This is a genomic window from Exiguobacterium sp. s125, assembly GCF_018618605.1.
In the GTDB taxonomy this organism is placed as follows: domain Bacteria; phylum Bacillota; class Bacilli; order Exiguobacteriales; family Exiguobacteriaceae; genus Exiguobacterium_A; species Exiguobacterium_A oxidotolerans.
Map to the genome: position 1 here is coordinate 768416 of NZ_JACSMI010000001.1, position 22617 is coordinate 791032.

The following is a 22617-nucleotide window of genomic DNA, read 5'->3' on the forward strand; positions in this document are numbered from 1 at the left end:
ATGAAGAAACTAGATATGAATAGTCGTGAGAAAGCAGCGATCTTGATGATTTCGTTAGGTCCAGAAGTGGCGGCGAACGTCTACAAACATTTGACTGAAGAAGAAATGGAATGGTTGACACTCCAAATTTCGAGCATGAAACGAATTGATCCTGAAGAAAAACTAGAAGTACTCGAAGAATTTCATGAGTTGGCAACGGCGCAAAACTACATTACGCAAGGTGGTATCGGCTTTGCGAAAAATGTGCTTGAAAAAGCATTAGGTGAAGAAAAAGCGATGGAATTGATTCATCGATTAACTTCGACCTTGCAAGTCCGGCCGTTCGAGTTTGCCCGTAAAGCAGATCCGAAGCAATTACTGAACTTCATTCAAAACGAACATCCACAGACGATTGCACTCGTCTTGGCACATCTCGACCCGGGAAAGTCCGGTCAGATTCTTTCGGAGCTTCCAGCTGAGGCGCAATCGGATGTAGCACGACGAATTGCAACGATGGACCGAATGAACCCGGAAATCATCAGCGAAGTCGAACAGATTCTTGAGCGGAACTTATCTCAAGCCGGTATGCAGGATTATGCGCAGTCTGGTGGTATCGAGGCAGTCGTTCAAGTATTGAACGGTGTCGATCGGACGACGGAACGGACAATCCTCGATACGCTCGAAATTCAGGATCCGGAACTCGCCGAAGAAATCAAAAAACGAATGTTTGTCTTCGAAGATATTGTCACACTCGATGCACGAGCAATCCAACGAATCATCCGCGAAGTTTCAAACGAAGATTTGTTGCTTGCGCTTAAAGTCTCGTCGGACGATGTCAAAGAAATGGTGTACCGAAACATGTCTCAGCGAATGGTCGAATCGTTCAAAGAAGATATGGAATTCATGGGACCCGTCAGATTGCGCGATGTCGAAGAAGCTCAAAGCCGAATCGTTGGAATCATTCGTCGCCTAGAGGATATGGGTGAAATCGTCGTCGCACGTGGTGGAGGAGATGATATCGTTGTCTAACGTCATTAAACGACAAATTGTCATCGAAGGTCATCAGCGCACAATTCTTCATCAAGAAGAGCGAGCGATTGAACGGGATGCCGAGCCGAGTATTTCTTATGAGGCGTTGATGGCAAAAGGTCAAAATGAGCTCGACGAGCAACTTCAGCTGATGCGTCAACAAGAAGAAGCGCGTCGACAGGCTTTTGAACAGGAACGTGAAATGGCTTTACAGGAAGCGAAGGAACAAGGCTATCAAGCGGGTTATGAGCGAGGGCAGCAAGACGGACTAGACGCTTATGCACGAAAACTCGAGGAAACGAATCAATTTGCAATGCGTCTTGAGCAGATGCAGACGGACCGCTTGTTAGCGATGGAAGATGAATTATGTGTATTGTCACTGCAAGTGACCCATCATTTTTTAGAAAAATTACATGATACAGATGAGGAAGCACTCTATCAATCGATTCACCAATTGATTATTCAGTTCCGTGACCGTGAAAAGATCATTGTTTACACGTCTGCAGAAGATTTTGAACGGGTTGTATTACTGAATGAACGTCTACATACGATTTTAGGTGGTGCTGCGACAATCAGCTTACGAATTGATCCGGAACTCGCGCCTCGCGATTTCCGTATCGATTCAGAAAATGGAGCGATTACGGGCGGGCTTACTTCTAGTTATGAGGCATTGATTAACCAGGTGACTGAGGTGCTACAAGATGTATAACGTGAAGCAGTTGCAAGCGGCCGTTCGAGATATTCGGACGGATGACTTAGTCCGGCATTCCGGTAAAGTCGTGCAAGTAATCGGTTTAATGATTGAATCACGAGGACCGACGGCAGTCGCAATCGGGGAACGGTGTTTGATTCAACTGCACCGAGGTCAAGAAATCGAAGCAGAGGTTGTCGGCTTCCGAGAAGGGCACGTCTTATTGATGCCTTACGGTGAAACGACAGCAATTGCACCAGGATCAATCGTCATCGCAACAGGAAAACCACTTCACGTACCCGTCGGTGAGGAACTGATCGGGAAAGTATTAGATGGATTAGGTCGAGCACTTGATGGTGAGGAGTTGACTCACCTCCGGACAACATCAATCGTGCGAAAACCACCGAGTCCACTTGAACGACCACGTATCAATGAAGTGTTGTCGACAGGTATCCGCGCCATTGATGGTCTGTTGACAGTCGGTCAAGGGCAACGCGTCGGTTTGTTTGCCGGGTCTGGTGTCGGGAAATCAACACTGCTCGGAATGATTGCAAAACGTTCGACTGCTGACATCAATGTGATCGCCTTGATTGGAGAGCGAGGGCGGGAAGTGAAAGAGTTCATCGAAGCGGAGTTGGGCGAAGAAGGGATGAAGCGTTCCATCATCGTCGTCGCGACGAGTGACCAACCACCGCTTGTCCGTTTAAAAGGAGCCTATACGGCGACAGCAATCGCAGAATACTTTCGGGATCAAGGTAAGAATGTCGTCTTGATGATGGACTCCGTTACGCGGTTCGCGATGGCGCAACGTGAAATCGGTCTAGCGACAGGAGAACCGCCTGCTTCAAAAGGATACACGCCGAGTGTATTCGCTCTACTACCTCAGTTACTCGAACGAAGCGGAAAGACGACAGCCGGGTCGATTACAGCTTTTTATACCGTACTCGTCGATGGAGACGACATGAACGAACCGATTGCGGATGCAGTCCGCGGGATTTTAGATGGTCACTTTGTCCTTGATCGAAGTTTGGCGAACAAAGGGCAGTATCCGGCGATTCATGTTTTACGTTCGATTAGCCGGGTTATGAATCAAATCACATCGACGGAACATAAAGACAGTGCGATCGTCTTTCGGCAATTGCTCTCGACATACTTAGATGCAGAAGACTTGATCAATATCGGTGCATATAAAAGTGGGACAAACCCTGAAATCGATCGTGCCGTCGAAAAATATCCGGAATTAATCGGCTTTTTGAAGCAACGTGTTGAAGAAGGAAGTCAATTTGAAGAAGCCATGAACCGTTTAATCACGACGATTCGCTAAGGAGGAAAAGGCATGAAAACAATATATGAGCGAATCATTCCTTTAGCCGAGGCGGAGAAAGATCGTGTATCGAAACAAACGGCTGAAAAAAAGAAACGCTACGAGATTGAAGTCGAAAAGTTGTATCACCTGCTCGTTCGTTACGAAACATTTTTGAAGGCACAAAATGAGACGGGTACCGTCGAATTACTTGCTTCTCAATACCGTGAACGTGCGCGTGACGTCGTCAAACAGCAAATCGAACGTCAACAATTATATGTCACTCAAGCAAAAAATCAGTATGAACGCGCACAAGTCGATTTAAAAGAAGCGATGATTGAGGAAAAGAAGTTCACGCGTCTTCAGGCGAATCAACTAGAAGAAGCACGGCAAATCAATGCACTACTCGAACAAAATCAATTAGATGAACTGGCACTGTTACAGTTTGGAAGAGGGCGGACATCATAAGTAATTCAAAATCATCGAAACAATGGATTTTACCGTTGTTGATCATTCCCTTGATCTTAATCTTAGGTACAGCCTATCTCGTGCTCAATTATGCTAACGGTCGTCCGATGCTTGCACTCCCGTTTTCGACAGAGGAAACGTCGAAACAAACGACGGGAACGCCTGGTAAGGAAACGTCTGATTTAGAAAGTCGATTAAAAATAGCGAATCAAGAAATTAAAAAATTGCGAAATGAAGCGACGGAACAAGCGGATACACTCAAAGTGAAAGAACAAGAGATTACGCGATTAATCGCGGAGCGCGATCAATTAAAACAAACGCCTTCCCCGGATAAAACAACCGAGGAAGACAAGAAGACAACAAAAACGGCAAGTGTGACCGATGTTTATGCAGAGATGTCGCCTAAGGAAGCAGCGACAATCTTAAATGAACTCAGTCCGACAGAGGTCGTTCCTATCATCGAGACTATCGATGCGGAACAACAAGCAGCCATCATCGCAAAAATGGATGCGAAAAAGGCTGCGGCATTGACGCAACTACTCGCGACGAAATAGAGGTGAGCGAACACGATGAATTTGACAGATGTGCAACAAAATCAAACAGTCAAAGGTACGGCGAAATCAGTCGGCCAAAGTGCTCCTTCGGCTGAAGGCATGGGGAGTTTTGCTTCTTTGCTACAACTGTTCACGACGCCAGAACCGAGTCTTCTGCCTGAGAACACCGTCCCTAGCACGACGATGCCACAATTAAATGAAGGTCAGCTGGTGAAGATGCTCACAGCACAACCCGAACAAGCCTTGCTTTTACTGGATCATCCGCAATTAGAAGCACTAGAGCAGGATCCAAAAGGAATGACGGAGCTCGTACAACTCGTAAAAACGATCCAAGAAGGAGATGCGGAACAAGCGACGGCGATGTTGCAACAATTACCGGCGTCCGTCGGTCAATTGATTACGGCGACAATCGTGTCGATTCTTGGTGTTACAAAACCGGTAGCAGGTCAACTGCAACCAGTAGAAGATATGCCCGTCGGAAAAGGTGTTAAGACAGCGGAAGGTGAATTGAAGACGGGGAGGGTCGTGCAGACGGTTCTTCCGGTGACACGACAAGTCGCCATGGCTCAAACCTTACCGGCTTCGATGAAGTTAGGCGAAGGCTTGACGCGTAGTGAGCCGTTGAAAGGAACAGTTGATTCGGAAGGGACGGCGTTACCGCTCGCCTTTTCATCGACACTGTTCGTGAAAAGCGATCGTACCGTTACGATGCCTCCCCTCGTTCCGCAAAGTAATGTCGATGAACAATTGGCAAAACGAATCGAAGCAGCACTCCAACAAGCCCCGTTCTTAAAAGGAGCAGACGGTTCGACACGAATGTCGATTCGTTTATACCCAGAACAGCTAGGTGAAGTCGTCGTTCAACTCGAGCGAAAAGAAGGTGTGTTGACAGTGAAGTTGTTTGCGGGCACCGAGCAGGCAAAACAACTGATTGAGCAACAGCTAGGTAAATTACAAGGTTCGCTGCAAAATCAAGCGCCGCTCGTTAAAATCGAGACGGGATTACTGGCCTCGACCGTAAAAGAGTTTGATACATCGACACCACAAGAGCGGCAAGAGACAGCGCAAGAGGAACAACCGAAACCTCAAGATGAGGAGTTAGAGGAGGAAGAAGATGACTGATTCCATTAATGCGGCATCGTCCTACCAGTTGCCGGATAAAACGACAGCTGTCCCGAATAATTCGATGGACAAAGACATGTTCATGAAAATCTTGATTGCCCAGTTATCGAATCAAGATCCGACTGCACCGATGGAAGATAAAGAGTTCATCTCACAAATGGCACAATTTTCTTCCCTTGAACAAATGCAAGCGATTGGAAAAGGGATGGACACGATGGTCTTGAATCAACATGCGAATTCCTTGCTGACATACAGTAATTTAATCGGGAAATCAGTTAGTTACGAAACAGATGGAACGGTTGAGGATGCGACGGGAACGGCGACGGGCGCGACGGTCAAGGAGACAGCGAATGTCATAAGCGTCAAGCGAGACGGAATTGACGTCATCGCGGAACTCTCGAACGGGAAGCAAGTCAGTGTCTATGAATTAACGGAGATTAAAACAAAGGAGGAAAAATAATGTTACGTTCAATGTATTCAGGAATCAGTGGGTTAAAGAACTTCCAGACAAAGCTTGACGTCGTCGGGAATAACATCGCAAACGTCAATACGTTCGGTTACAAAAAAGGGCGGGTTACCTTTAAAGATCTCGTTAACCAATCAGTCGGTTCAGCTTCAGGAGCAGGTGGCGGTGTCGGTGGTACAAACCCGAAACAAGTCGGACTCGGGGCATCAATGTCGACGGTCGATAACGTCTACAACCAAGGCGCACTTCAAAACACGGGACGGACACTCGATGTCGGGATTTCAGGCGAAGGGTTCTATCAAGTGCTTACAGCAGATGGCGTTCGTTACTCGCGTTCAGGAAACTTTTACACGGACTTGCAAGGGAATATCGTCACGGGAGACGGGAACTACCTCGTCGGACTATCTGATCCGCCACCAGCGAATCCAGGACAGCCACCAGCGAACCAAGCAAACTTACCGGCAAACCAGTACGATGCACAAGGACAAATTACGACAAAAGTGAATGATGGCTACATGAAACTCCAAATTCCGACTGGCGCGCAGAACTTAGCAATCGGAAAAGATGGATTGGTCACATTCGTTGATGCGACAGGTGCGTTGCAACGCGTCGGTTACGTCTCGATGGCAAACTTTGCGAACCCGGGTGGACTTGAAAAATCAGGGGTGAACCTCTTTTCAGCCTCACAGAACTCAGGGATTCCAGCAACAGGGACGCCAAGCACGAACGGACTTGGGCAACTGACGTCTGGGACGCTCGAAATGTCGAACGTCGACTTATCGGAAGAGTTTACGGAAATGATTATCGCGCAACGTGGATTCCAGGCAAATACACGGATTATTACGACATCCGACCAAATCTTAGAAGAACTCGTTAACTTGAAACGATGATTACACTGACGACGTTACGTCAAGCACCGCTCGTATTGAATGCTATATTAATCGAATCGATTCGATCGACACCAGATACGACGATTCAACTCGTTGGAGGGCAGACATACATCGTCAAAGAATCGTTAGAAGAGGTAAAAGCGGCAACAATCGATTTTTACCGACAAGTCGGACTAGCGGGCTTGAACAGCATTAGGAGGCTCGAAGATGGCAGAAGAAAAGAAGAAGAGTAAGTTAAAAATACCGTTGATCATGGTTATCGTGGCCCTCATGATGATCGGCGCAGGGTATATGCTCACGAAGTATTGGTTAGTCGGAGATGAGACGGAAGCAAAAGTTGAACAACCGACAGGTGCCGAGCTCGAAGAACGAAGTTTTCAAACAGATGACTTGACGACGAACATCGCAGACGAACGGTTTTTGAATGTTCAGTTTACGATTGTCACGGATGATGTGAAAACGAAGGAAGAGTTAGAACTACGTAAGTTTCAAATCAACAACATCATTCTTGGTGATTTAGCATCGATGAAAAAGCAAGACTTGGATTCAAAACAAGATATGGCAAAGCTTGAAGAAAAATTACGTGGTCAATTCAAAAAACTTCTTCAAGAAGGCGATGTTCAACGCGTCTATACGACGAAAAAAATCATCCAGTGAGGTGGCAGCATGAGCGAAGTATTATCACAACATGAAATTGACGCCTTGCTATCAGCCATTTCGAGCGGAGATATGGAAGTCGAGGAGATACGAAGTCAAGAAGAGGAACGGCGTGTCAAAGTGTATGATTTCAAACGGGCACTTCGTTTCTCAAAAGATCAAATGCGGAACTTGACTCGAATTCATGAGCAATTCGCACGTGTACTGACAACACACTTTTCAGCGCAGCTGAGAACGTACGTCCAGTTCACGGTCAATACGGTCGAACAGTTGCCATACGATGAATTCATCCATTCCATTCCGAACATGACCTTAATCAATCTAGTTAACCTGAAACCGCTCGATGGTAAAGTTATCTTTGAAGTCAACCCGAACATCGCCTATGCAATGCTCGATCGTCTCCTCGGTGGTCCTGGCGAAGGGATGAATAAGATTGAAAATTTGACTGAAATCGAGACACGCATTTTGACACAATTGTTTAAGCGGGCATTCGTACAATATGGCGAAGCTTGGGAGTCAATCACAGAACTAGAAGCAGAGTATGACGATTTAGAAATCAATCCGCAATTCCTTCAACTCGTTTCGCCGAATGAGACGGTAATCCTCGTCTCGATTTATGTGACGGTTGGAGAAGTCAGTGGGACGCTCAATGTCTGTCTTCCGTTCGTCACACTCGAACCGATCATTCCGAAGCTATCGAGTCATTTTTGGATGCAACAAGAAAAACGTAAAGCGGTCGATAACCAAGAATCTGAACAGATGCAAACTCAGTTGATGGGGTCAATCGTCGATTTAAAAGCTGTGCTCGGCCAAACGGAATTGTCGTTTGGAGAATTGTTACACCTCGAGGTAGGCGACTGCCTGTCCCTGAAGACACGTACATCCGACCCGGTTGAATTGTTTGTTGATGATCGGAAAATGTTCAAAGCGCGACCTGGTCTGAATGGGAAGCATCTCGCTTTACAAGTCATACAACGAATTGAGGAGGAATAACATGAGCGATATGCTTTCGCAAGATGAAATCGATGCGTTATTACGCGGGACCCCGTCGGATGATGAGCCGACTGATACAAGTTCGGATGATGGATTAGAAGAATTAGACGAGATGGAAATTGATGCCTTAGGTGAAGTAGGGAATATTTCACTCGGGAATTCAGCAACAGCGTTATCTGCATTACTCAACCAAAAGGTCGAGATCACGACGCCACATGTGCGGATGATCACGATGGACGAATTACGCAGTCGCTATCCGATTCCGCACGTTGCTTTGCGCGTCGGGTACACAGAAGGCTTCAAAGGTGAAAACGTCTTAATCTTGACGCAACGTGACGCATCTGTCATCGCGAACTTGATGATGGGCGGCGACGGGATGGTCGAGGAAAACCATGAAATGGAGCCAATCGCCCTTTCTGCCGTTCAAGAAGCGATGAACCAAATGATGGGAGCAGCGGCGACGTCGATGTCAACGGTCTTCTCGATGCGAATTGATATTTCGCCACCAGCCGTTGAAATTTTCGACTTTTCGCAAGAGAAAAGTATTGTCGACAGCTTTTCTTTATGGGAAAGCATGGTCATCATCGAATTCGATTTAAAAATCGGGACGTTGATCGATTCGAAAATCGTTCAGCTTGCACCACTCGAATTTTCAAAGCAGTTGATTCAGAAATTATTCAGCGCAAGTACGACGACGACTGAAGAAGCAAAAGGTGCGACGCATGAACCGGTTCAACCGTCGCCACAAGTAGCACCGCAACAAACGCAACAAACGCAACAAATGCCACAGCAGGAACAACGTTATGAAACGCCTGTTGCACCGAAGAAGGAACCGGTAGGTGTCAGCCCGGTCCAGTTTGGTCAATTTGAAGAAGTGCAACAAGAAGGCGTACCGGGTAACATCGGGATGTTGTATGATGTACCACTGAATGTAACCGTCGAACTTGGCAGAACACGTCGCTCTGTACGCGACATATTGGAATTGACACAAGGTTCAATCATCGAACTCGATAAGTTGGCTGGAGAGCCGGTTGATGTTTTTGTCAACAATACATTGATTGCGACAGGTGAAGTCGTAGTCATTGAAGAAAACTTTGGAGTACGAATTACAGAAATCGTAAATACAAAAGAACGTCTTCGGATGTTCTAAGGAGGAAATAAGATGAGTGCAAAAGTATTGATCGTAGATGATGCAGCTTTCATGCGAATGATGATTAAGGAAATTTTATCGAAGAATGGATATGACGTCGTCGGTGAAGCAGAAAATGGTCGCGAAGCCGTAGCGAAATACAAAGAATTAACACCGGATCTCGTAACGCTCGATATCACGATGCCAGAAATGGACGGCATTTCAGCACTAAAAGAAATCAAAGCCTTTAACCCAGCAGCAAAAGTCATCATGTGTTCGGCAATGGGACAACAGTCGATGGTTATCGATGCGATTCAAGCCGGTGCAAAAGACTTCATCGTTAAACCGTTCCAAGCAGACCGTGTGCTTGAAGCCGTTTCGAAAACTGTTTCGTCATGAAAAGACTGACCTTTTTGACCTGTCTCCTGTTGTTTCTGCTCTCAGCACAAGTTGGGGCAGAAACAGTGGAAGAGAATTTGAATCCATCTAAGAAGAGTGAACCAACAACTCAACAGGTCGATGGGTCGTCGACGATTGTGACGGTCATTAAAGTCATCGTCACGCTCGTGGTCTTAATCGGGGGATTTCTCCTGGCTGTCCGATTGATCAATGATCGGACGCGAGGTGTCCGCCAATCCAATCAACTTTCCCATCTCGGAGGTGTGCCGCTCGGAAAAGATCGATCGGTGCAACTCGTACGCGTCCACGATAAAGTTTACGTCGTCGGTGTCGGGCAAAACATTGAGCTACTCGACACGCTCGAAGCGGATACGGAATGGTCGACTGAAGAGATGCATGATATGAAACAGTCGACGAGCGAATCGCCTTTCTTGGAGTCGTTCAAGCAACAACTTGATCAATTCCAGAAGAAACGAGGTCGTTCATGACAACGATTGAAAGTCTGATTTCTTTAGACACACCATCAGGAACAGCGACATCAGTTAAGTTACTTGTCTTGTTGACATTATTATCCTTAGCACCCTCGTTATTGATTTTGATGACATGTTTTACGCGCGTTGTCGTCGTCTTATCCTTTGTACGTTCGGCGCTCGGGACGCAACAGACACCACCGAACCAGTTGCTAGTCGGTCTTGCCTTATTCATTACATTATTCGTCATGTCACCGGTGCTGACGGAACTCAACACGACGGCACTTCAACCATACATGGGTGAAAAAATTAGTCAGGACGAAGCGTTTGATCGAGCAGGTGGAACGATGAAACGTTTTATGTCAAAACATACACGTACCAATGACTTAGAATTATTTTTGAAGTATGGAAATTACGATAAGCCGGAAAAAGTCGAAGACATCCCGCTTGTCGCGTTAGTTCCTGCTTATGCCATCAGTGAGTTGAAAACGGCTTTTCAGATTGGGTTCATGATTTTCATTCCATTTCTCGTCATCGACATGGTCGTCTCAAGTGTGTTGATGTCGATGGGGATGATGATGTTACCGCCTGTCATGATTGCTTTACCGTTTAAATTATTACTATTCATCCTCGTCGATGGTTGGCATTTAATTGTCGAGTCATTGCTTGTCAGCATGAAGTAGGGAGGAACGATATGACGCAGGAAATGATTATTCAACTAGCGAGTTCGGCCGTCTGGACCTTGTTAAAGGTATCGGCACCGCTCTTGCTCGTCTCACTCGTTGTTGGTCTGCTCGTCAGTATTTTACAAGCGACGACACAAATTCAAGAGCAGACCCTCTCGTTCGTCCCGAAAATCGTTGCTGTATTTTTAGCACTCGTCTTTTTCGGACCATGGATCATGGAAGAATTAAAAACGTTTACGATTGAAATCTTTAAACAGATTGCTGAGGTTTCAAGGAAATGACGTTATTGTCTTTTGTCAGCGTATTTTTACTCGTATTTGGTCGCATCGTCGGATTTTTGGTCGCGGCACCGTTGTTTTCATCAAAACAACTGCCGGCCCAACATAAATTAGCATTAGCTGCCGGTCTTGCCTATTTTGCGAGCTATGCCGTCAAAACGACCGTTGAAGTCGATGATTTCAATTTTTTCTTTCGGATGGGTACGGAAGTCATTGTTGGATTATCGCTTGGCTTGTTAGCTAGCTTCCTTTTATTTGCCCCACAAATCGCCGGTTCCATCATCGATTTACAGATGGGACTCGCAATGGCATCAGCTTATGATCCGATGTTCGGTGGTCAATCACCAATCATTGGCCGGTTTTATTACATGTTGACACTACTCGTGTTACTTGCCTCTGACATGCATTTGATTTTACTCGATGGCATTTACACCAGTTTTCAAATCTTTCCACCCGGCAGTTCGATTGCAGTTTCAGGCGAGGCGGGTATGAGTCTTGTCGTTCGAGTCGTCGGTCTGGCGATGTTAACGGCACTTCAAATGGCGATGCCGCTCATCGTGTCCTTGTTCCTGGTCGATCTTGCACTTGGATTTTTAGCAAAGACAGCACCGCAATTCAATATTTTTGCGATTGGTTTTTCAGTCAAATTACTAATGGGCTATGCGATTTTATTTTTACTTGCCGGTTCGACGATTACCGGGATTTCAAAGTTCATTCCGCTACTGCAAGACGTTTTAGCGGATGCCATTCGATTACTGGGAGGTTGAGATGAATACATATCGTTTAAAACTCGACCTCCAGTACTTCGCTGGTGAAAAAACAGAGAAAGCCTCACCGCGTAAGCGGGATGATTCGAGAAAAAAAGGGCAAGTCGCAAAATCTGCTGATTTAACGAGTAGTTTAATGTTATTCGCGATGTTCCTCGTCTTGTTTTTCTTTGGACCGTTTCTCGGCAAACGTTTCGTCTTGGTTTTAGAAAATGGATTGAGTGCAAGGACCGTCCTTGTTTCAGTAGAGGAAGGGCGTGTCGAGCAGATATTAATTGAGATGTTAGGGCAAATGGCGATTCTCGTCGCCCCGTTTTTTTTAACGGCTGTCACCATCGGGATTTTAGGAAACTTCGTCCAGATTGGTGCTTTACTCAGTGCAGAATCGATTCAACCAAAGTTAGATCGAATCAATCCACTCCAAGGGGTCAAGCGCATCGTCAGTATGAAAGCACTGATCGAATTTTTAAAGTCTGTTTTTAAGTTACTTGTCATCGGAATGACGAGCGGGACGATCTTATGGAACAACAAGGTCGAAATCTCACGGTTGACGTCTGAGCCGATTGGAGATGCGTTAGCCATCATTGGTCATTTGACCTTTTTACTGGGTCTCTCGGTCAGCATCGCGTTGATTGCACTTGCCGTTTTAGACTTTGCCTATCAAAAGTTTGATTTTGAAAAATCGATTCGGATGAGTAAACAGGACTTAAAAGACGAACATAAGAACACGGAGGGTGACCCTCAAATCAAAGGTAAAATCAAACAGCAACAACGGGAGATGGCGATGCGGCGGATGATGCAAGAAATACCGAATGCAGACGTCGTCATTACGAACCCGACCCACTATGCAGTTGCTATTCAATACGATGATGGAAAACACGCGGCACCAATCGTCGTCGCAAAAGGTGTGGATGCTGTCGCATTCCGTATTCGGGAGAAGGCGACAGCAGCTGACATCCCGATCATCGAAAATCGTCCGCTCGCGCGGGCCTTGTTCGCAAAATCAGAGATAGGTATGGCAGTGGATGAATCATTTTATCAGGCACTCGCTGAAACACTCGCCTTTGTCTACCAAATGAAACAAGCAAAATGAAAGGATGAAGCATCATGACTATTTCAACAAGAGATCTTTCCGTACTGCTAGGCGTCATCATGATCGTCTTCATGCTGGTCATTCCACTGCCAGGCTTTTTACTCGACTTTTTAATCATCATCAACATCTTGATTGCTTTGATGGTCTTACTCGTTTCGATGAATGCCAAAGAAGCATTGGAATTTTCAGTTTTCCCAACTTTATTGTTAATCGTCACCCTGTTTCGTCTCGCATTAAATGTCTCGACGACCCGCTCGATTCTCTCGAACGGGAACGGGGGCGAAGTGATTGAAGCATTTGGGAGCTTCGTCGTCGGCGGGAACGCACTCGTCGGGTTCGTCGTCTTCTTGATTCTCGTCTTGATCCAGTTTCTCGTCATTACAAAGGGGTCGGAACGGGTTTCGGAAGTATCGGCCCGATTTACACTGGATGCGATGCCAGGGAAACAGATGGCGATTGATGCCGATTTGAACTCCGGCATGATTGATGAACTCCAGGCACGGACACGCCGGCAAAAAATTCAATCCGAAGCCGACTTTTACGGGGCGATGGATGGGGCGTCAAAGTTTGTAAAAGGAGACGCAATCGCCGGCATCATCATCGTCATCATTAACTTGATTTTCGGGATGGTCATCGGAGTCGTCCAACAAGGGTTACCGATGACAGAATCAATCAACTTATATACGCTCTTGACAGTCGGAGATGGATTAGTCAGTCAGATTCCAGCGCTGTTGATTTCTGTCGCAACCGGGATTATCGTCACACGCTCGACGTCGGACGGCAATCTAGGTGAAGACATCATCGGTCAGTTAACGCGGACGCCATTGCTCGTCATGATTGGTGCAGGCGCGATTTTCTTACTCGGTCTGTTCACGGCGATTCCAGACTATGTGACAATTCCTGTCGCAGCAGCAGCCGGCTTCTTTGCTTGGCAACTGAGACGGACGCCAAAAGCGACCACGGAAGAAGTCGCCGTCGAAGAAGAATCGACGGAAAACCTACGCTCAAGTGAATCGGTCATTTCGCTTTTAAATGTCGATACGATTGAGTTTGAATTCGGTTATGGATTGATTCCACTTGCTGACGAAGCACAAGGTGGCGATTTACTCGACCGTGTCGTCATGATTCGTCGCCAGTTAGCATTGGAACTTGGTTTCGTCCTCCCGACCGTTCGGATTCGCGACCACTTACAACTCCCGCCGAATCATTATCGGATTAAGATTCGCGGCAGTGAGATGGCGACGGGAGAACTCTTGCTCGATCATTATTTAGCAATGAGTCCCGGAGTCGATGATCCTGAAATCCAAGGCATCGAAACGGTCGAACCGGCATTTGGAATGCCGGCGCTTTGGATTGATGAAAAGACGAGAAGTCGGGCAGAAATGTCTGGTTATACAGTCGTCGATCCACCATCGGTCGTCGCAACGCATTTAACGGAGCTGCTTAAAAAACATGCTGCAGACTTGCTGGGACGAGAAGAGACGAAGCAACTCGTTGATCACTTGAAAGAAACACATCCAATTTTAGTCGATGAAGTCACGCCGCAACTCTTAACGATTGGAGAACTGCAAAAAGTCTTCGTTCAATTACTAAAAGAAAAAATATCGATTCGCAATTTGCCATTGATTTTTGAAACACTAGCTGATTATGCGGCCGTGACGAAAGATAGCGAATTGCTTGCTGAATACGTCCGCCAAGCCTTATCACGGCAAATTACGGAACAGGTGCTGCAAGGGGATGTCTTACACGTCGTGACGGTATCGAGTGAAATGGAAATCGATATTCAGTCCGCGATTCAAAAAACAGAGTTCGGAAATTATCTTGCGCTTGACCCGGAAAAAGCGACACGGTTCATCGAGTCGTTTAATGAACTGTCGTCAGAGTTCGAACGTTATGGAGTACAACCGATCATCTTGGCCTCACCAAGCATTCGGATGTTTGTTCGTCAGTTGACGGAGCGCTATTTCCCAGATGTACCTGTCCTGTCATACAACGAATTAATTCCGACGATTGAAGTCAAGAGCATTGGGGTGATTTAACACATGATGGTTAAAAAAATTATTGCAAATTCAGTCAGTGAAGCAATGGAACTTGTCAAACGTGATTTAGGCGAAGAGGCGATTATTTTAAACACACGACATATCAAAGTGGGTGGACTCTTCGGATTGTTTGCACAAAAAAAGGTCGAACTCGTTGCTTCTGTTGACGAACATCCAATCATTCATGAAAAAGATGTCCAGCAACCGGCTCCTAAACGGACCCCGCAGCTTAAGAAAACGATTGAAATGCCAGTCCCGAAAATCATTTCGTTTTCCTCTCGACGTTTACCGGAAGAGTTAGGGGCATATGAAGCGATTTTGTCCGAACCGGCTTTACAGGCACGGGTGGAGCAATTGCACGACGTTTTGTTATCGACGTATTACAAAACAGACGATCTTGAACAAGTTCAACAAGCGTTCGCCAAAACGATTGAACATGAGTTACAAGTAACGACCGTGACATCACGTTACGTGATGTTGACAGGACCGACAGGGGTCGGCAAGACGACGACAATCGCTAAACTTGCTGCTTACTACCGATTGACGGAAGGTAAGACGGTTGGATTGATTACAACGGATACGTACCGGATTTCGGCAATCGAACAGTTGCAAACCTATGCTGAAATCATCGATGTTCCGCTACATATCGCCTACGATTTAGCAGAGTTTGAACGAGCGAAAGAACAATTAGCAGATTGTGACATCGTTTTGATCGATACAGCTGGACGGAACTTCTTGGACGCAGGTTATATCACACAGCTTGAATCACGTCATGATTTTTCAAATACGGATGTTTTTCTTGTTTTAAGCTTAACGGCAAAATACCGGGACTTAGAGCAGATTAGACGACGTTTTGAACAAGTTCCACTCAACGGGTTTATCTTTACGAAAGCAGATGAAACGACGGAGTTTTGGTCCATCTACGGTCTAGCCGTCGAAGCGAAGCTGCCGGTGCTCTGCATCACGACGGGTCAAGAAGTACCAGAAGATATCACGTGGGTCGATCAATCCGACATGTCTCGAATGATTGTAGAAAGAGGGGGCAGGTGATGCGAGATGATCAAGCGCGTGTCTTACGTTCAAAAGTGTCAGTCAAAGAAACAAAAACGATTGCGATCGTCAGTGGTAAAGGGGGCGTTGGAAAAACGAACGTCGCCGTAAACCTGGGTGTCGCCTTATCGCTTCAAGAAAAACGTGTCCTCATCATCGATCTTGATATCGGGATGGCGAACGTCGGGGTGCTGTTAGGAAAATCATCGAAGACGTCGCTCATGGATTGTGTCAAGCGTCGTGAATCCTTGGCAGATGCAGTGGTTGAAGTTTCACCAACCTTACATTTCATCCATGGTGGAAGTGGTTTTACTGAATTAACGAATTTAACGGATCCGGATGTTGCGTTCATGATGAAAGAATTTCGTTTTTTCTATGAATACGACTTTGTCATCCTCGACCTGGGTGCTGGAGCAACACACCAGACATTCGATTTCATTAGTAGTGCCGATGAAGCCTGGCTCGTTGTTACACCAGAGCCAACATCGATCATGGATGGTTATGCGTTCGTTAAATTGTCGCACCATCATGCAACGGAGTTACCGATCGGTGTCATCGTCAATCGTGCGATGAACGGTGAAGAGGCACTCGAAACATTTGATCGTCTCGAACTGGTCAGTAAACAATTTTTGAACAAACCTTTACGATTCGCTGGGTTTTTACCAGATGACCCAACAGTCGTCAGAGCCGTCAAAGCACAAAAACCGTTCTATCTTTTTGATCGGACGAGTGATGTTAGCTGGCGACTCGATCATATTACCACCGCATTAACAGGTCTTCGCGTGCAGGAACGGAAATTTTTAGATCGATTGGTAAGTCGCTTGAAAAATCGAAACAATCGTGTGCGCTAATCATGAAGGAGGGTATCACCAATGGATTTAAATGAATATTTAGGATTGTTTCTAGACGAATCGATTGAACATTTGCAAGCTATCAATTCAAGTCTGCTCATTTTTGAACAGCGTCTCGATGATGAAGCCGTCATCGATCAGATTTTCCGCTCTGCCCATACATTAAAAGGAATGTCCGGTACGATGGGGTACGATGCCATCGCGGATTTAACACACGAAATGGAGAGTGCGCTTGACTTAGTGCGCTCAAAGACGCAACCTGCTACACAAGAGCTGATTGATGTTTTGTTCATCGCGGCGGAACAACTCGAAACGATGGTTGAGGACATCAGTCAAGGTGGAACCGGAAAGCTCGACGTGAAAGAAACGGTCGTACGATTAAAACGATTCATTCAAGCAGAAGAAACTGCTGTAGAGACGACTGAAGAAGCGACGGCTGTGGCGACGAAACGTAATTTTGAATGTGATGTCTATTCAGAGTCTGTCGTTAAACAATCGATTGCGTCCGGTTACCATGCATACGTCATCACGGTCGAACTATCGGCAGATGTCATTTTAAAAGCGGCGCGTGTCTACATGGTGTTCGACCGTCTTCAAAGTCTAGGCGATGTCATCCTTTCGAATCCGACTTCAGATGAATTAGAGCAAGAACAATTTGAAACAAGCTTCGATGTCTTGTTCGTCACGATGAAATCAGAGGAAGAAGTGACTGAAGGCATCCAGTCAGTGTCGGAAGTGGCACACGTCTCGATTCAGCCTTTTGAAACAACGATAGAAGCCGAAGTTGCGACATCCACGTTAGTTGAACCTAAATCAACAGTCGAGTCAGAAACGAAAGTCGTCAGCGAAACAACAGACGTAACAGCACCAGTCGCCTCGAAAACGATTCGTGTCAACTTGGAACGAATTGACCGTTTGATGAACTTATTCGAAGAATTCATCATTGATCGTGGTCGTTTAGAACGAATTGCTGCCGAAGTCGGTTCATCTGAATTGACGGAAACCGTCGAACGCATTAAACGCGGCACGAATGAATTACAATCGCTGGTCTTGACGTTACGCATGATGCCGATTGAACAGGTTTTCAATCGTTTCCCACGGATGGTCCGATCGGTTTCAAAAGATGTCGGTAAAAATATTAAATTGCATATCACGGGTGCAGAGACGGAGCTTGATCGAACAGTGATTGACGAGATTGGTGATCCCCTCGTTCACTTAATCCGTAATGCCGTCGATCATGGCATTGAAAGCAAGACGGATCGAATTTTAGCCGGGAAACCAGTCGAAGGCAATCTGTCGTTACGTGCTTATCATTCTGGAAACCGGGTCTTCATTGAGATTGAAGATGACGGGGCAGGAATCAACCATGAGCGGGTCACACGGATTGCGATTGAGAAAGAGTTGCTAACGGAAGAAGAAGCTGCTGTTTTAACACCGGAAGAAGCGTCGATGCTACTATTTGCACCAGGCTTCTCAACGGCAGAAACAGTAACCGACTTGTCGGGACGTGGCGTAGGTCTTGACGTCGTCAAATCGAAGATTGAGTCGCTCGGTGGCGAAGTTTTCGTCGAGACGAAACGTGGCGAAGGGACAATCTTTAGAATCAGTCTTCCATTGACGCTCTCAATCATTTCCGCGATGCTTGTTGAGCTCGGTCAAGAAACGTATGCGATTCCGCTGACGGCAATCATCGAAACGACATCGCTTCGACAAGATGCCATCTTACAAGCGCATCGTGAAAAGGTGTTTGATTTCCGTGGACAACTCGTTCCATTGATTTCGTTGAATGAAGTGTATGGTCTTCCACAAGTAGAAGCAGAAGCCTACTCAGTTGTCGTCGTTCGAAGTGGTGAAAAATTAGCCGGATTGATGGTCACTGAATTAATTGGTCAACAGGAAATCGTCATGAAGCCGCTCGGAAGTTATTTGGAAGGAATTCGCGCGATTTCTGGCGCAACGATTCTTGGGGACGGTCAAGTCGCGTTAATCATCGATAGCAATGCACTGCTACGAAAGTGAGGGAATAGATAATGGAACAAAAATGGGTCGTTTTTCAACTGGAACAAAATGCTTACGGGATTGATGTTCAATCGGTCCGCTCCATCGAACGCGTGATTCCGATTACACGAATCCCGAACGCTGCACCTTACGTAAAAGGCGTCATCAATTTGCGCGGGGTCGTGACACCGGTGATTGACTTACGGACACGTCTTGGTTTTGAGGAAATCGAAGGAACGGAAGAAACACGAATCATCATCGCGACGCTCGAACATGGAGATGCCGGGTTCATCGTCGATCGGGCGAATGAAGTCGTTGAAGCAATCGATGTCCGGATTGAACCGTTGACTGATCAAAAACAAGAAGAAACCAATTATTTGACAGCAATCGCTAAAGGGGAAGATCAATTGTTCTCCTTACTTGAGCCGAACCGTTTATTCGAGGACATCGTTCATGCTTAATCGGATGGAACAGGACATTTTCAAGGAAGTCGGAAACATCGGGGCAGCGCATGCAGCTACGGCATTATCGACACTTCTTGGACAGCCTGTTGAAATTGAAGTACCGTCAGCAGAACTCGAACACTTTTCGACGATTATTGATCGTGTAGGCGGAGCGGAAGCTTACACTGCTGGAGCCTTACTTCGCTTTACAGGAGATATCAAGGCGTCTCTACTCTTTTTGATGCCGCTCCAAGATGCGGAAAAACTGATTTCTCAGTTGATGCAACAGCCGTTTCAGTTTTTTTCGGAACATCATGCAATCGGTGTTTCCGCTTGGGAAGAAATCGGCAATATTTTAATCGGCGCTTACGCTCGCGCGATTTCTGACTGGCTGGATTTATCCGTTCATGTGACGGTTCCTGCCTCCGCTTTTGATATGGTTGGAGCAATTTTGGAAGTTGCCTTACTTGAGTCGACAAAATTTGGTAACATGGCAGTATACATCGATACGCGTCTTTCAAGTTTAGGCAACGACTTAAACGGTCATTTATTATTATTGCCAGAAGCAGATGCTTTTGCAGCGGTCTTTCAACGATTGGGTGTGGAAGTTGATGGATGAAGTCATTCGGATTGGAATAGCGGAATATGCCGTTAGTCGAAAACCGGTCGTCCTTCGTACTGCAGGATTAGGTTCCTGTGTCGGCGTCATCATTTATGATCAAGAACGTGGTCTATCGAGCATGGCACATGTCATGCTTCCAGACTCGGCAATCAGTCGCGATATCACCGTTGAAGTCGGGAAATTCGCAGATACTGCAGTAACTGAGCTTGTAAAGCGCTTACGACAAGGTGGCGCGATTCGGTTACGGGCAAAGATTGCCGGGGGAGCGCAAATGTTTCAATTCAAATATGAACATGAATCGATGCGTATCGGTGAACGGAACATCGCTGCTGTTAAAGCAGCATTGCAACAAGCGAAAATCCCACTCGTCGCGGAAGATGTTGGTGGAACGAACGGTCGGACGATCGAGTTCCATTCAAGCTCTGGTCGTCTCGTCATTCGGACGGTCAACGTCGGAACGCTGGAAATTTAGAGGAGGAATGGTCATGCGTGAGGAACTACAACAACTTTGGGATAAATGGCTATCGACGCGCGATATAGCGGTAGCTGACCTATTACTTCTGAATTATGAACCTCTAGTTCAATACCACGTTCAACGTCTTAGTGCGACACTTCCGAAAAGTGTCGATCGTGATGAGTTAAAAAGTCTTGGTATGATGGGTCTTTACGACGCACTGCAAAAGTTCGATCAAAATCATAACAATAAATTCGATACATACGCAGCCTTTCGAATTCGTGGAGCCATTTTAGATGGATTAAGAAAAATTGACTGGCTGCCACGCTCTTTGCGTGAAAAATCAAAACGTGTCGAGGCGGCCGTCGAAATTCTCGAGCAGAGCTTACAACGGACGCCGACGCTTGATGAAGTATCGTCTATCGTCGAAATGAGTCCGGACGAAGTCAAGACGGCGCTTGCAGAAAGTTACTTTGCGAATGTCCTCTCGATCGACGAGGCGGTGACGCTCCAAGATGAGGGAAAAGCAATGGCTGTATCGTATCTCGACCCGGAAGCAGCGACGCCGGAAGATACGTTACTGATGCGTGAATTGATTTCGAAGCTTGCAGAAGAAGTCGAGCAACTATCGGAAAAAGAGCAATATGTTGTGTCCCTTTTCTACTTTGAAGAACTGACGTTAACGGAAATCGGAGAAGTGCTAGGATTGTCGACTTCACGGATCTCACAAATCCACTCGAAGGCGTTACGTAAATTAAAGCAAGCGCTAGGAAGTGCCTATTTGTCTGATCGTGTCGCGATGTGAAAGGAACTACTATGACAATTTTTTATATTTTACTGGCCGCGGTCGTTAGTTATGGTCTGTTGCTTCTATTTAAACAACAAGCATTGTTAAAAGATCGTGTGACCGATCTTGAACGTCAAAAACAAGAGACGGAAGAAATCTTGCTTCGCTTCATGGAACAAGTGAACGGATTGGCAGAACGCGAGGAGCAACCGACTGCTGATGCGCCTGCCCAGTCCTCATATGAAACGGTCGTCAGTCCTGATGTAACAGAACTCCCACAGTTCGAACAGGCGCAGGAAGAATCGGCTGAATCCGTTCAGCCAGTACTGACAGATGTGAAAGATCAACTTGCTGCAGGGGCCGATCTGGATCAACTCGCGCGTTCTTTAAATCGAGGAACGGGTGAAGTGGCATTGATTGCGAAACTTTCTTCAAAAACGAAGGTTGCCCGACGGTAAAGTTTATGCTATATTAGTCTACGGTGTTAATTACGCACGCATGTATCGCCGGCTGCGGTGCCTTTAATAGGTTAGCTGGGACAACGATCATCGCGGAGGACATCCAAAACCCAAAAGGAGGAATTCATCATGGCAGTAATCTCGATGAAACAATTGTTAGAAGCTGGTGTACACTTCGGTCACCAAACACGCCGTTGGAACCCAAAAATGGCAAAATACATCTTCACAGAACGTAACGGAATCTACATCATTGACCTACAAAAAACGGTTAAAAAAGTAGACGAAGCTTACAACTTCATCCGTGAAGTAGCGTCTGAAGGCGGAAACGTTCTTTTCGTTGGTACGAAAAAACAAGCTCAAGACACTGTGAAAGAAGAAGCGATCCGTGCTGGTCAATACTTCATCAACGAACGTTGGTTAGGTGGAACACTCACGAACTTCTCTACAATCAAAAAACGGATTAACCGTTTGAAACAACTCGAAAAAATGGAAGAGAACGGTACGTTCGAAGTTCTTCCTAAAAAAGAAGTCATCATTCTTAAAAAAGAAATGACTCGTCTTGAGAAATTCCTCGGCGGTATCAAAGATATGCCAGGCGTTCCAGATGCACTCTTCATCGTTGACCCACGCAAAGAGCGTATCGCGATTGCAGAAGCACACAAACTCAACATCCCAATCGTTGCGATCGTTGATACTAACTGTGATCCAGACGAAATCGACTACGTCATCCCAGCGAACGACGATGCGATCCGTGCAGTCAAATTGCTCACTGGTAAAATGGCTGACGCAATCCTCGAAGTTAAACAAGGCGAAGATAACGTAGCACCTGAAACTACTGAAGAAGTAGTAGCAGACGCTGAGTAATTCGTGATGCCAGGTGATAAAGGGAATTGACCTTTTATCACCTTTTTTTTGAAAATAAGGACGTTATAAGGAGGAAT

28 protein-coding genes are annotated in these 22617 nt (G+C 46.1%); all 28 read left to right on the forward strand.

Annotation, left to right across the window (positions count from 1 at the left end):
• The 28 genes from fliG to rpsB all read left to right on the forward strand — a co-directional run bounded on the left by fliG (position 1) and on the right by rpsB (position 22540).
• Positions 1–1008 carry a flagellar motor switch protein FliG gene (gene fliG / locus KNQ05_RS03730; protein ID WP_029330812.1) on the forward strand — a complete coding sequence of 336 codons (1008 nt, stop codon included), beginning with the start codon at positions 1–3 and terminating at the stop codon, positions 1006–1008.
• Positions 992–1717, forward strand: a complete 726-nt coding sequence (locus tag KNQ05_RS03735; RefSeq protein WP_214804419.1) for a FliH/SctL family protein — start codon at positions 992–994, stop codon at positions 1715–1717. Before fliG ends, KNQ05_RS03735 begins: the two co-directional genes overlap by 17 nt.
• Positions 1710–3023 (forward strand): flagellar protein export ATPase FliI, encoded by a 1314-nt coding sequence (gene fliI, locus KNQ05_RS03740; protein ID WP_088837364.1) that lies wholly within the window; start codon positions 1710–1712, stop codon positions 3021–3023. Before KNQ05_RS03735 ends, fliI begins: the two co-directional genes overlap by 8 nt.
• A 12-nt stretch (positions 3024–3035) precedes the next feature.
• Positions 3036–3470, forward strand: coding sequence for a flagellar export protein FliJ (locus KNQ05_RS03745; protein ID WP_088837363.1), 435 nt, complete (start codon positions 3036–3038; stop codon positions 3468–3470).
• 35 nt (positions 3471–3505) lie between these two features.
• Complete coding sequence (locus KNQ05_RS03750) at positions 3506–4024, forward strand: MotE family protein (protein ID WP_251132447.1); 519 nt, start codon at positions 3506–3508, stop codon at positions 4022–4024.
• 15 nt (positions 4025–4039) lie between these two features.
• Positions 4040–5146, forward strand: a complete 1107-nt coding sequence (locus tag KNQ05_RS03755) for a flagellar hook-length control protein FliK (protein WP_214804421.1) — start codon at positions 4040–4042, stop codon at positions 5144–5146.
• Complete coding sequence (locus tag KNQ05_RS03760) at positions 5139–5606, forward strand: flagellar hook capping FlgD N-terminal domain-containing protein (protein ID WP_029330801.1); 468 nt, start codon at positions 5139–5141, stop codon at positions 5604–5606. The genes KNQ05_RS03755 and KNQ05_RS03760 overlap by 8 nt, the downstream gene beginning before the upstream one ends.
• On the forward strand, positions 5606–6502 hold the full coding sequence (gene flgG / locus KNQ05_RS03765) for a flagellar basal body rod protein FlgG (RefSeq protein WP_088837360.1): 897 nt from the start codon (positions 5606–5608) through the stop codon (positions 6500–6502). The genes KNQ05_RS03760 and flgG overlap by 1 nt, the downstream gene beginning before the upstream one ends.
• A complete protein-coding gene (locus tag KNQ05_RS03770) occupies positions 6499–6735 on the forward strand; it encodes a flagellar FlbD family protein (RefSeq protein WP_088837359.1) in 237 nt (78 codons plus the stop codon). The genes flgG and KNQ05_RS03770 overlap by 4 nt, the downstream gene beginning before the upstream one ends.
• Positions 6710–7159: a flagellar basal body-associated FliL family protein gene (locus tag KNQ05_RS03775; protein WP_029330792.1), complete on the forward strand. Its 450-nt coding sequence runs from the start codon at positions 6710–6712 to the stop codon at positions 7157–7159. The genes KNQ05_RS03770 and KNQ05_RS03775 overlap by 26 nt, the downstream gene beginning before the upstream one ends.
• A 9-nt stretch (positions 7160–7168) precedes the next feature.
• The gene (fliM, locus tag KNQ05_RS03780) at positions 7169–8152 is read left to right on the forward strand and encodes a flagellar motor switch protein FliM (RefSeq protein WP_088837358.1); all 984 of its coding nucleotides are present in this window, start codon (positions 7169–7171) and stop codon (positions 8150–8152) included.
• Between the two features lies 1 nt (position 8153).
• Complete coding sequence (gene fliY, locus KNQ05_RS03785) at positions 8154–9302, forward strand: flagellar motor switch phosphatase FliY (RefSeq protein ID WP_214768591.1); 1149 nt, start codon at positions 8154–8156, stop codon at positions 9300–9302.
• Between the two features lie 12 nt (positions 9303–9314).
• Positions 9315–9680 carry a response regulator gene (locus KNQ05_RS03790; RefSeq protein WP_029330789.1) on the forward strand — a complete coding sequence of 122 codons (366 nt, stop codon included), beginning with the start codon at positions 9315–9317 and terminating at the stop codon, positions 9678–9680.
• 65 nt (positions 9681–9745) lie between these two features.
• Positions 9746–10168 carry a flagellar biosynthetic protein FliO gene (locus KNQ05_RS03795; protein ID WP_239456731.1) on the forward strand — a complete coding sequence of 141 codons (423 nt, stop codon included), beginning with the start codon at positions 9746–9748 and terminating at the stop codon, positions 10166–10168.
• On the forward strand, positions 10165–10833 hold the full coding sequence (gene fliP / locus KNQ05_RS03800) for a flagellar type III secretion system pore protein FliP (protein WP_029330785.1): 669 nt from the start codon (positions 10165–10167) through the stop codon (positions 10831–10833). The genes KNQ05_RS03795 and fliP overlap by 4 nt, the downstream gene beginning before the upstream one ends.
• Before the next feature lie 11 nt (positions 10834–10844).
• Positions 10845–11117: a flagellar biosynthesis protein FliQ gene (fliQ, locus tag KNQ05_RS03805; protein ID WP_012370733.1), complete on the forward strand. Its 273-nt coding sequence runs from the start codon at positions 10845–10847 to the stop codon at positions 11115–11117.
• A complete protein-coding gene (fliR, locus tag KNQ05_RS03810; RefSeq protein ID WP_029330783.1) occupies positions 11114–11881 on the forward strand; it encodes a flagellar biosynthetic protein FliR in 768 nt (255 codons plus the stop codon). The genes fliQ and fliR overlap by 4 nt, the downstream gene beginning before the upstream one ends.
• A 1-nt stretch (position 11882) precedes the next feature.
• Positions 11883–12974 carry a flagellar biosynthesis protein FlhB gene (gene flhB, locus KNQ05_RS03815; protein ID WP_214804423.1) on the forward strand — a complete coding sequence of 364 codons (1092 nt, stop codon included), beginning with the start codon at positions 11883–11885 and terminating at the stop codon, positions 12972–12974.
• Positions 12975–12988: 14 nt separating this feature from the next.
• Positions 12989–15013 (forward strand): flagellar biosynthesis protein FlhA, encoded by a 2025-nt coding sequence (gene flhA / locus KNQ05_RS03820; protein ID WP_029330780.1) that lies wholly within the window; start codon positions 12989–12991, stop codon positions 15011–15013.
• Between the two features lie 3 nt (positions 15014–15016).
• Entirely contained in the window at positions 15017–16063 is a 1047-nt protein-coding gene (locus tag KNQ05_RS03825) for a flagellar biosynthesis protein FlhF (RefSeq protein WP_214765138.1), read from the forward strand.
• The gene (locus tag KNQ05_RS03830; RefSeq protein ID WP_034800809.1) at positions 16063–16914 is read left to right on the forward strand and encodes a MinD/ParA family protein; all 852 of its coding nucleotides are present in this window, start codon (positions 16063–16065) and stop codon (positions 16912–16914) included. The genes KNQ05_RS03825 and KNQ05_RS03830 overlap by 1 nt, the downstream gene beginning before the upstream one ends.
• A 21-nt stretch (positions 16915–16935) precedes the next feature.
• A complete protein-coding gene (locus tag KNQ05_RS03835) occupies positions 16936–18933 on the forward strand; it encodes a chemotaxis protein CheA (protein ID WP_088837354.1) in 1998 nt (665 codons plus the stop codon).
• Positions 18934–18944: 11 nt separating this feature from the next.
• Positions 18945–19373 (forward strand): chemotaxis protein CheW, encoded by a 429-nt coding sequence (locus KNQ05_RS03840; protein WP_029330774.1) that lies wholly within the window; start codon positions 18945–18947, stop codon positions 19371–19373.
• Positions 19366–19974, forward strand: a complete 609-nt coding sequence (locus tag KNQ05_RS03845; RefSeq protein ID WP_029330772.1) for a chemotaxis protein CheC — start codon at positions 19366–19368, stop codon at positions 19972–19974. Before KNQ05_RS03840 ends, KNQ05_RS03845 begins: the two co-directional genes overlap by 8 nt.
• On the forward strand, positions 19967–20449 hold the full coding sequence (locus KNQ05_RS03850) for a chemotaxis protein CheD (RefSeq protein WP_029330771.1): 483 nt from the start codon (positions 19967–19969) through the stop codon (positions 20447–20449). Before KNQ05_RS03845 ends, KNQ05_RS03850 begins: the two co-directional genes overlap by 8 nt.
• A 13-nt stretch (positions 20450–20462) precedes the next feature.
• Entirely contained in the window at positions 20463–21236 is a 774-nt protein-coding gene (locus tag KNQ05_RS03855; RefSeq protein WP_029330769.1) for a FliA/WhiG family RNA polymerase sigma factor, read from the forward strand.
• A gap of 11 nt (positions 21237–21247) precedes the next feature.
• Complete coding sequence (locus KNQ05_RS03860) at positions 21248–21676, forward strand: hypothetical protein (RefSeq protein ID WP_214804425.1); 429 nt, start codon at positions 21248–21250, stop codon at positions 21674–21676.
• Positions 21677–21805: 129 nt separating this feature from the next.
• Entirely contained in the window at positions 21806–22540 is a 735-nt protein-coding gene (rpsB, locus tag KNQ05_RS03865; protein ID WP_012370721.1) for a 30S ribosomal protein S2, read from the forward strand.
• Positions 22541–22617: the final 77 nt, after the last annotated feature.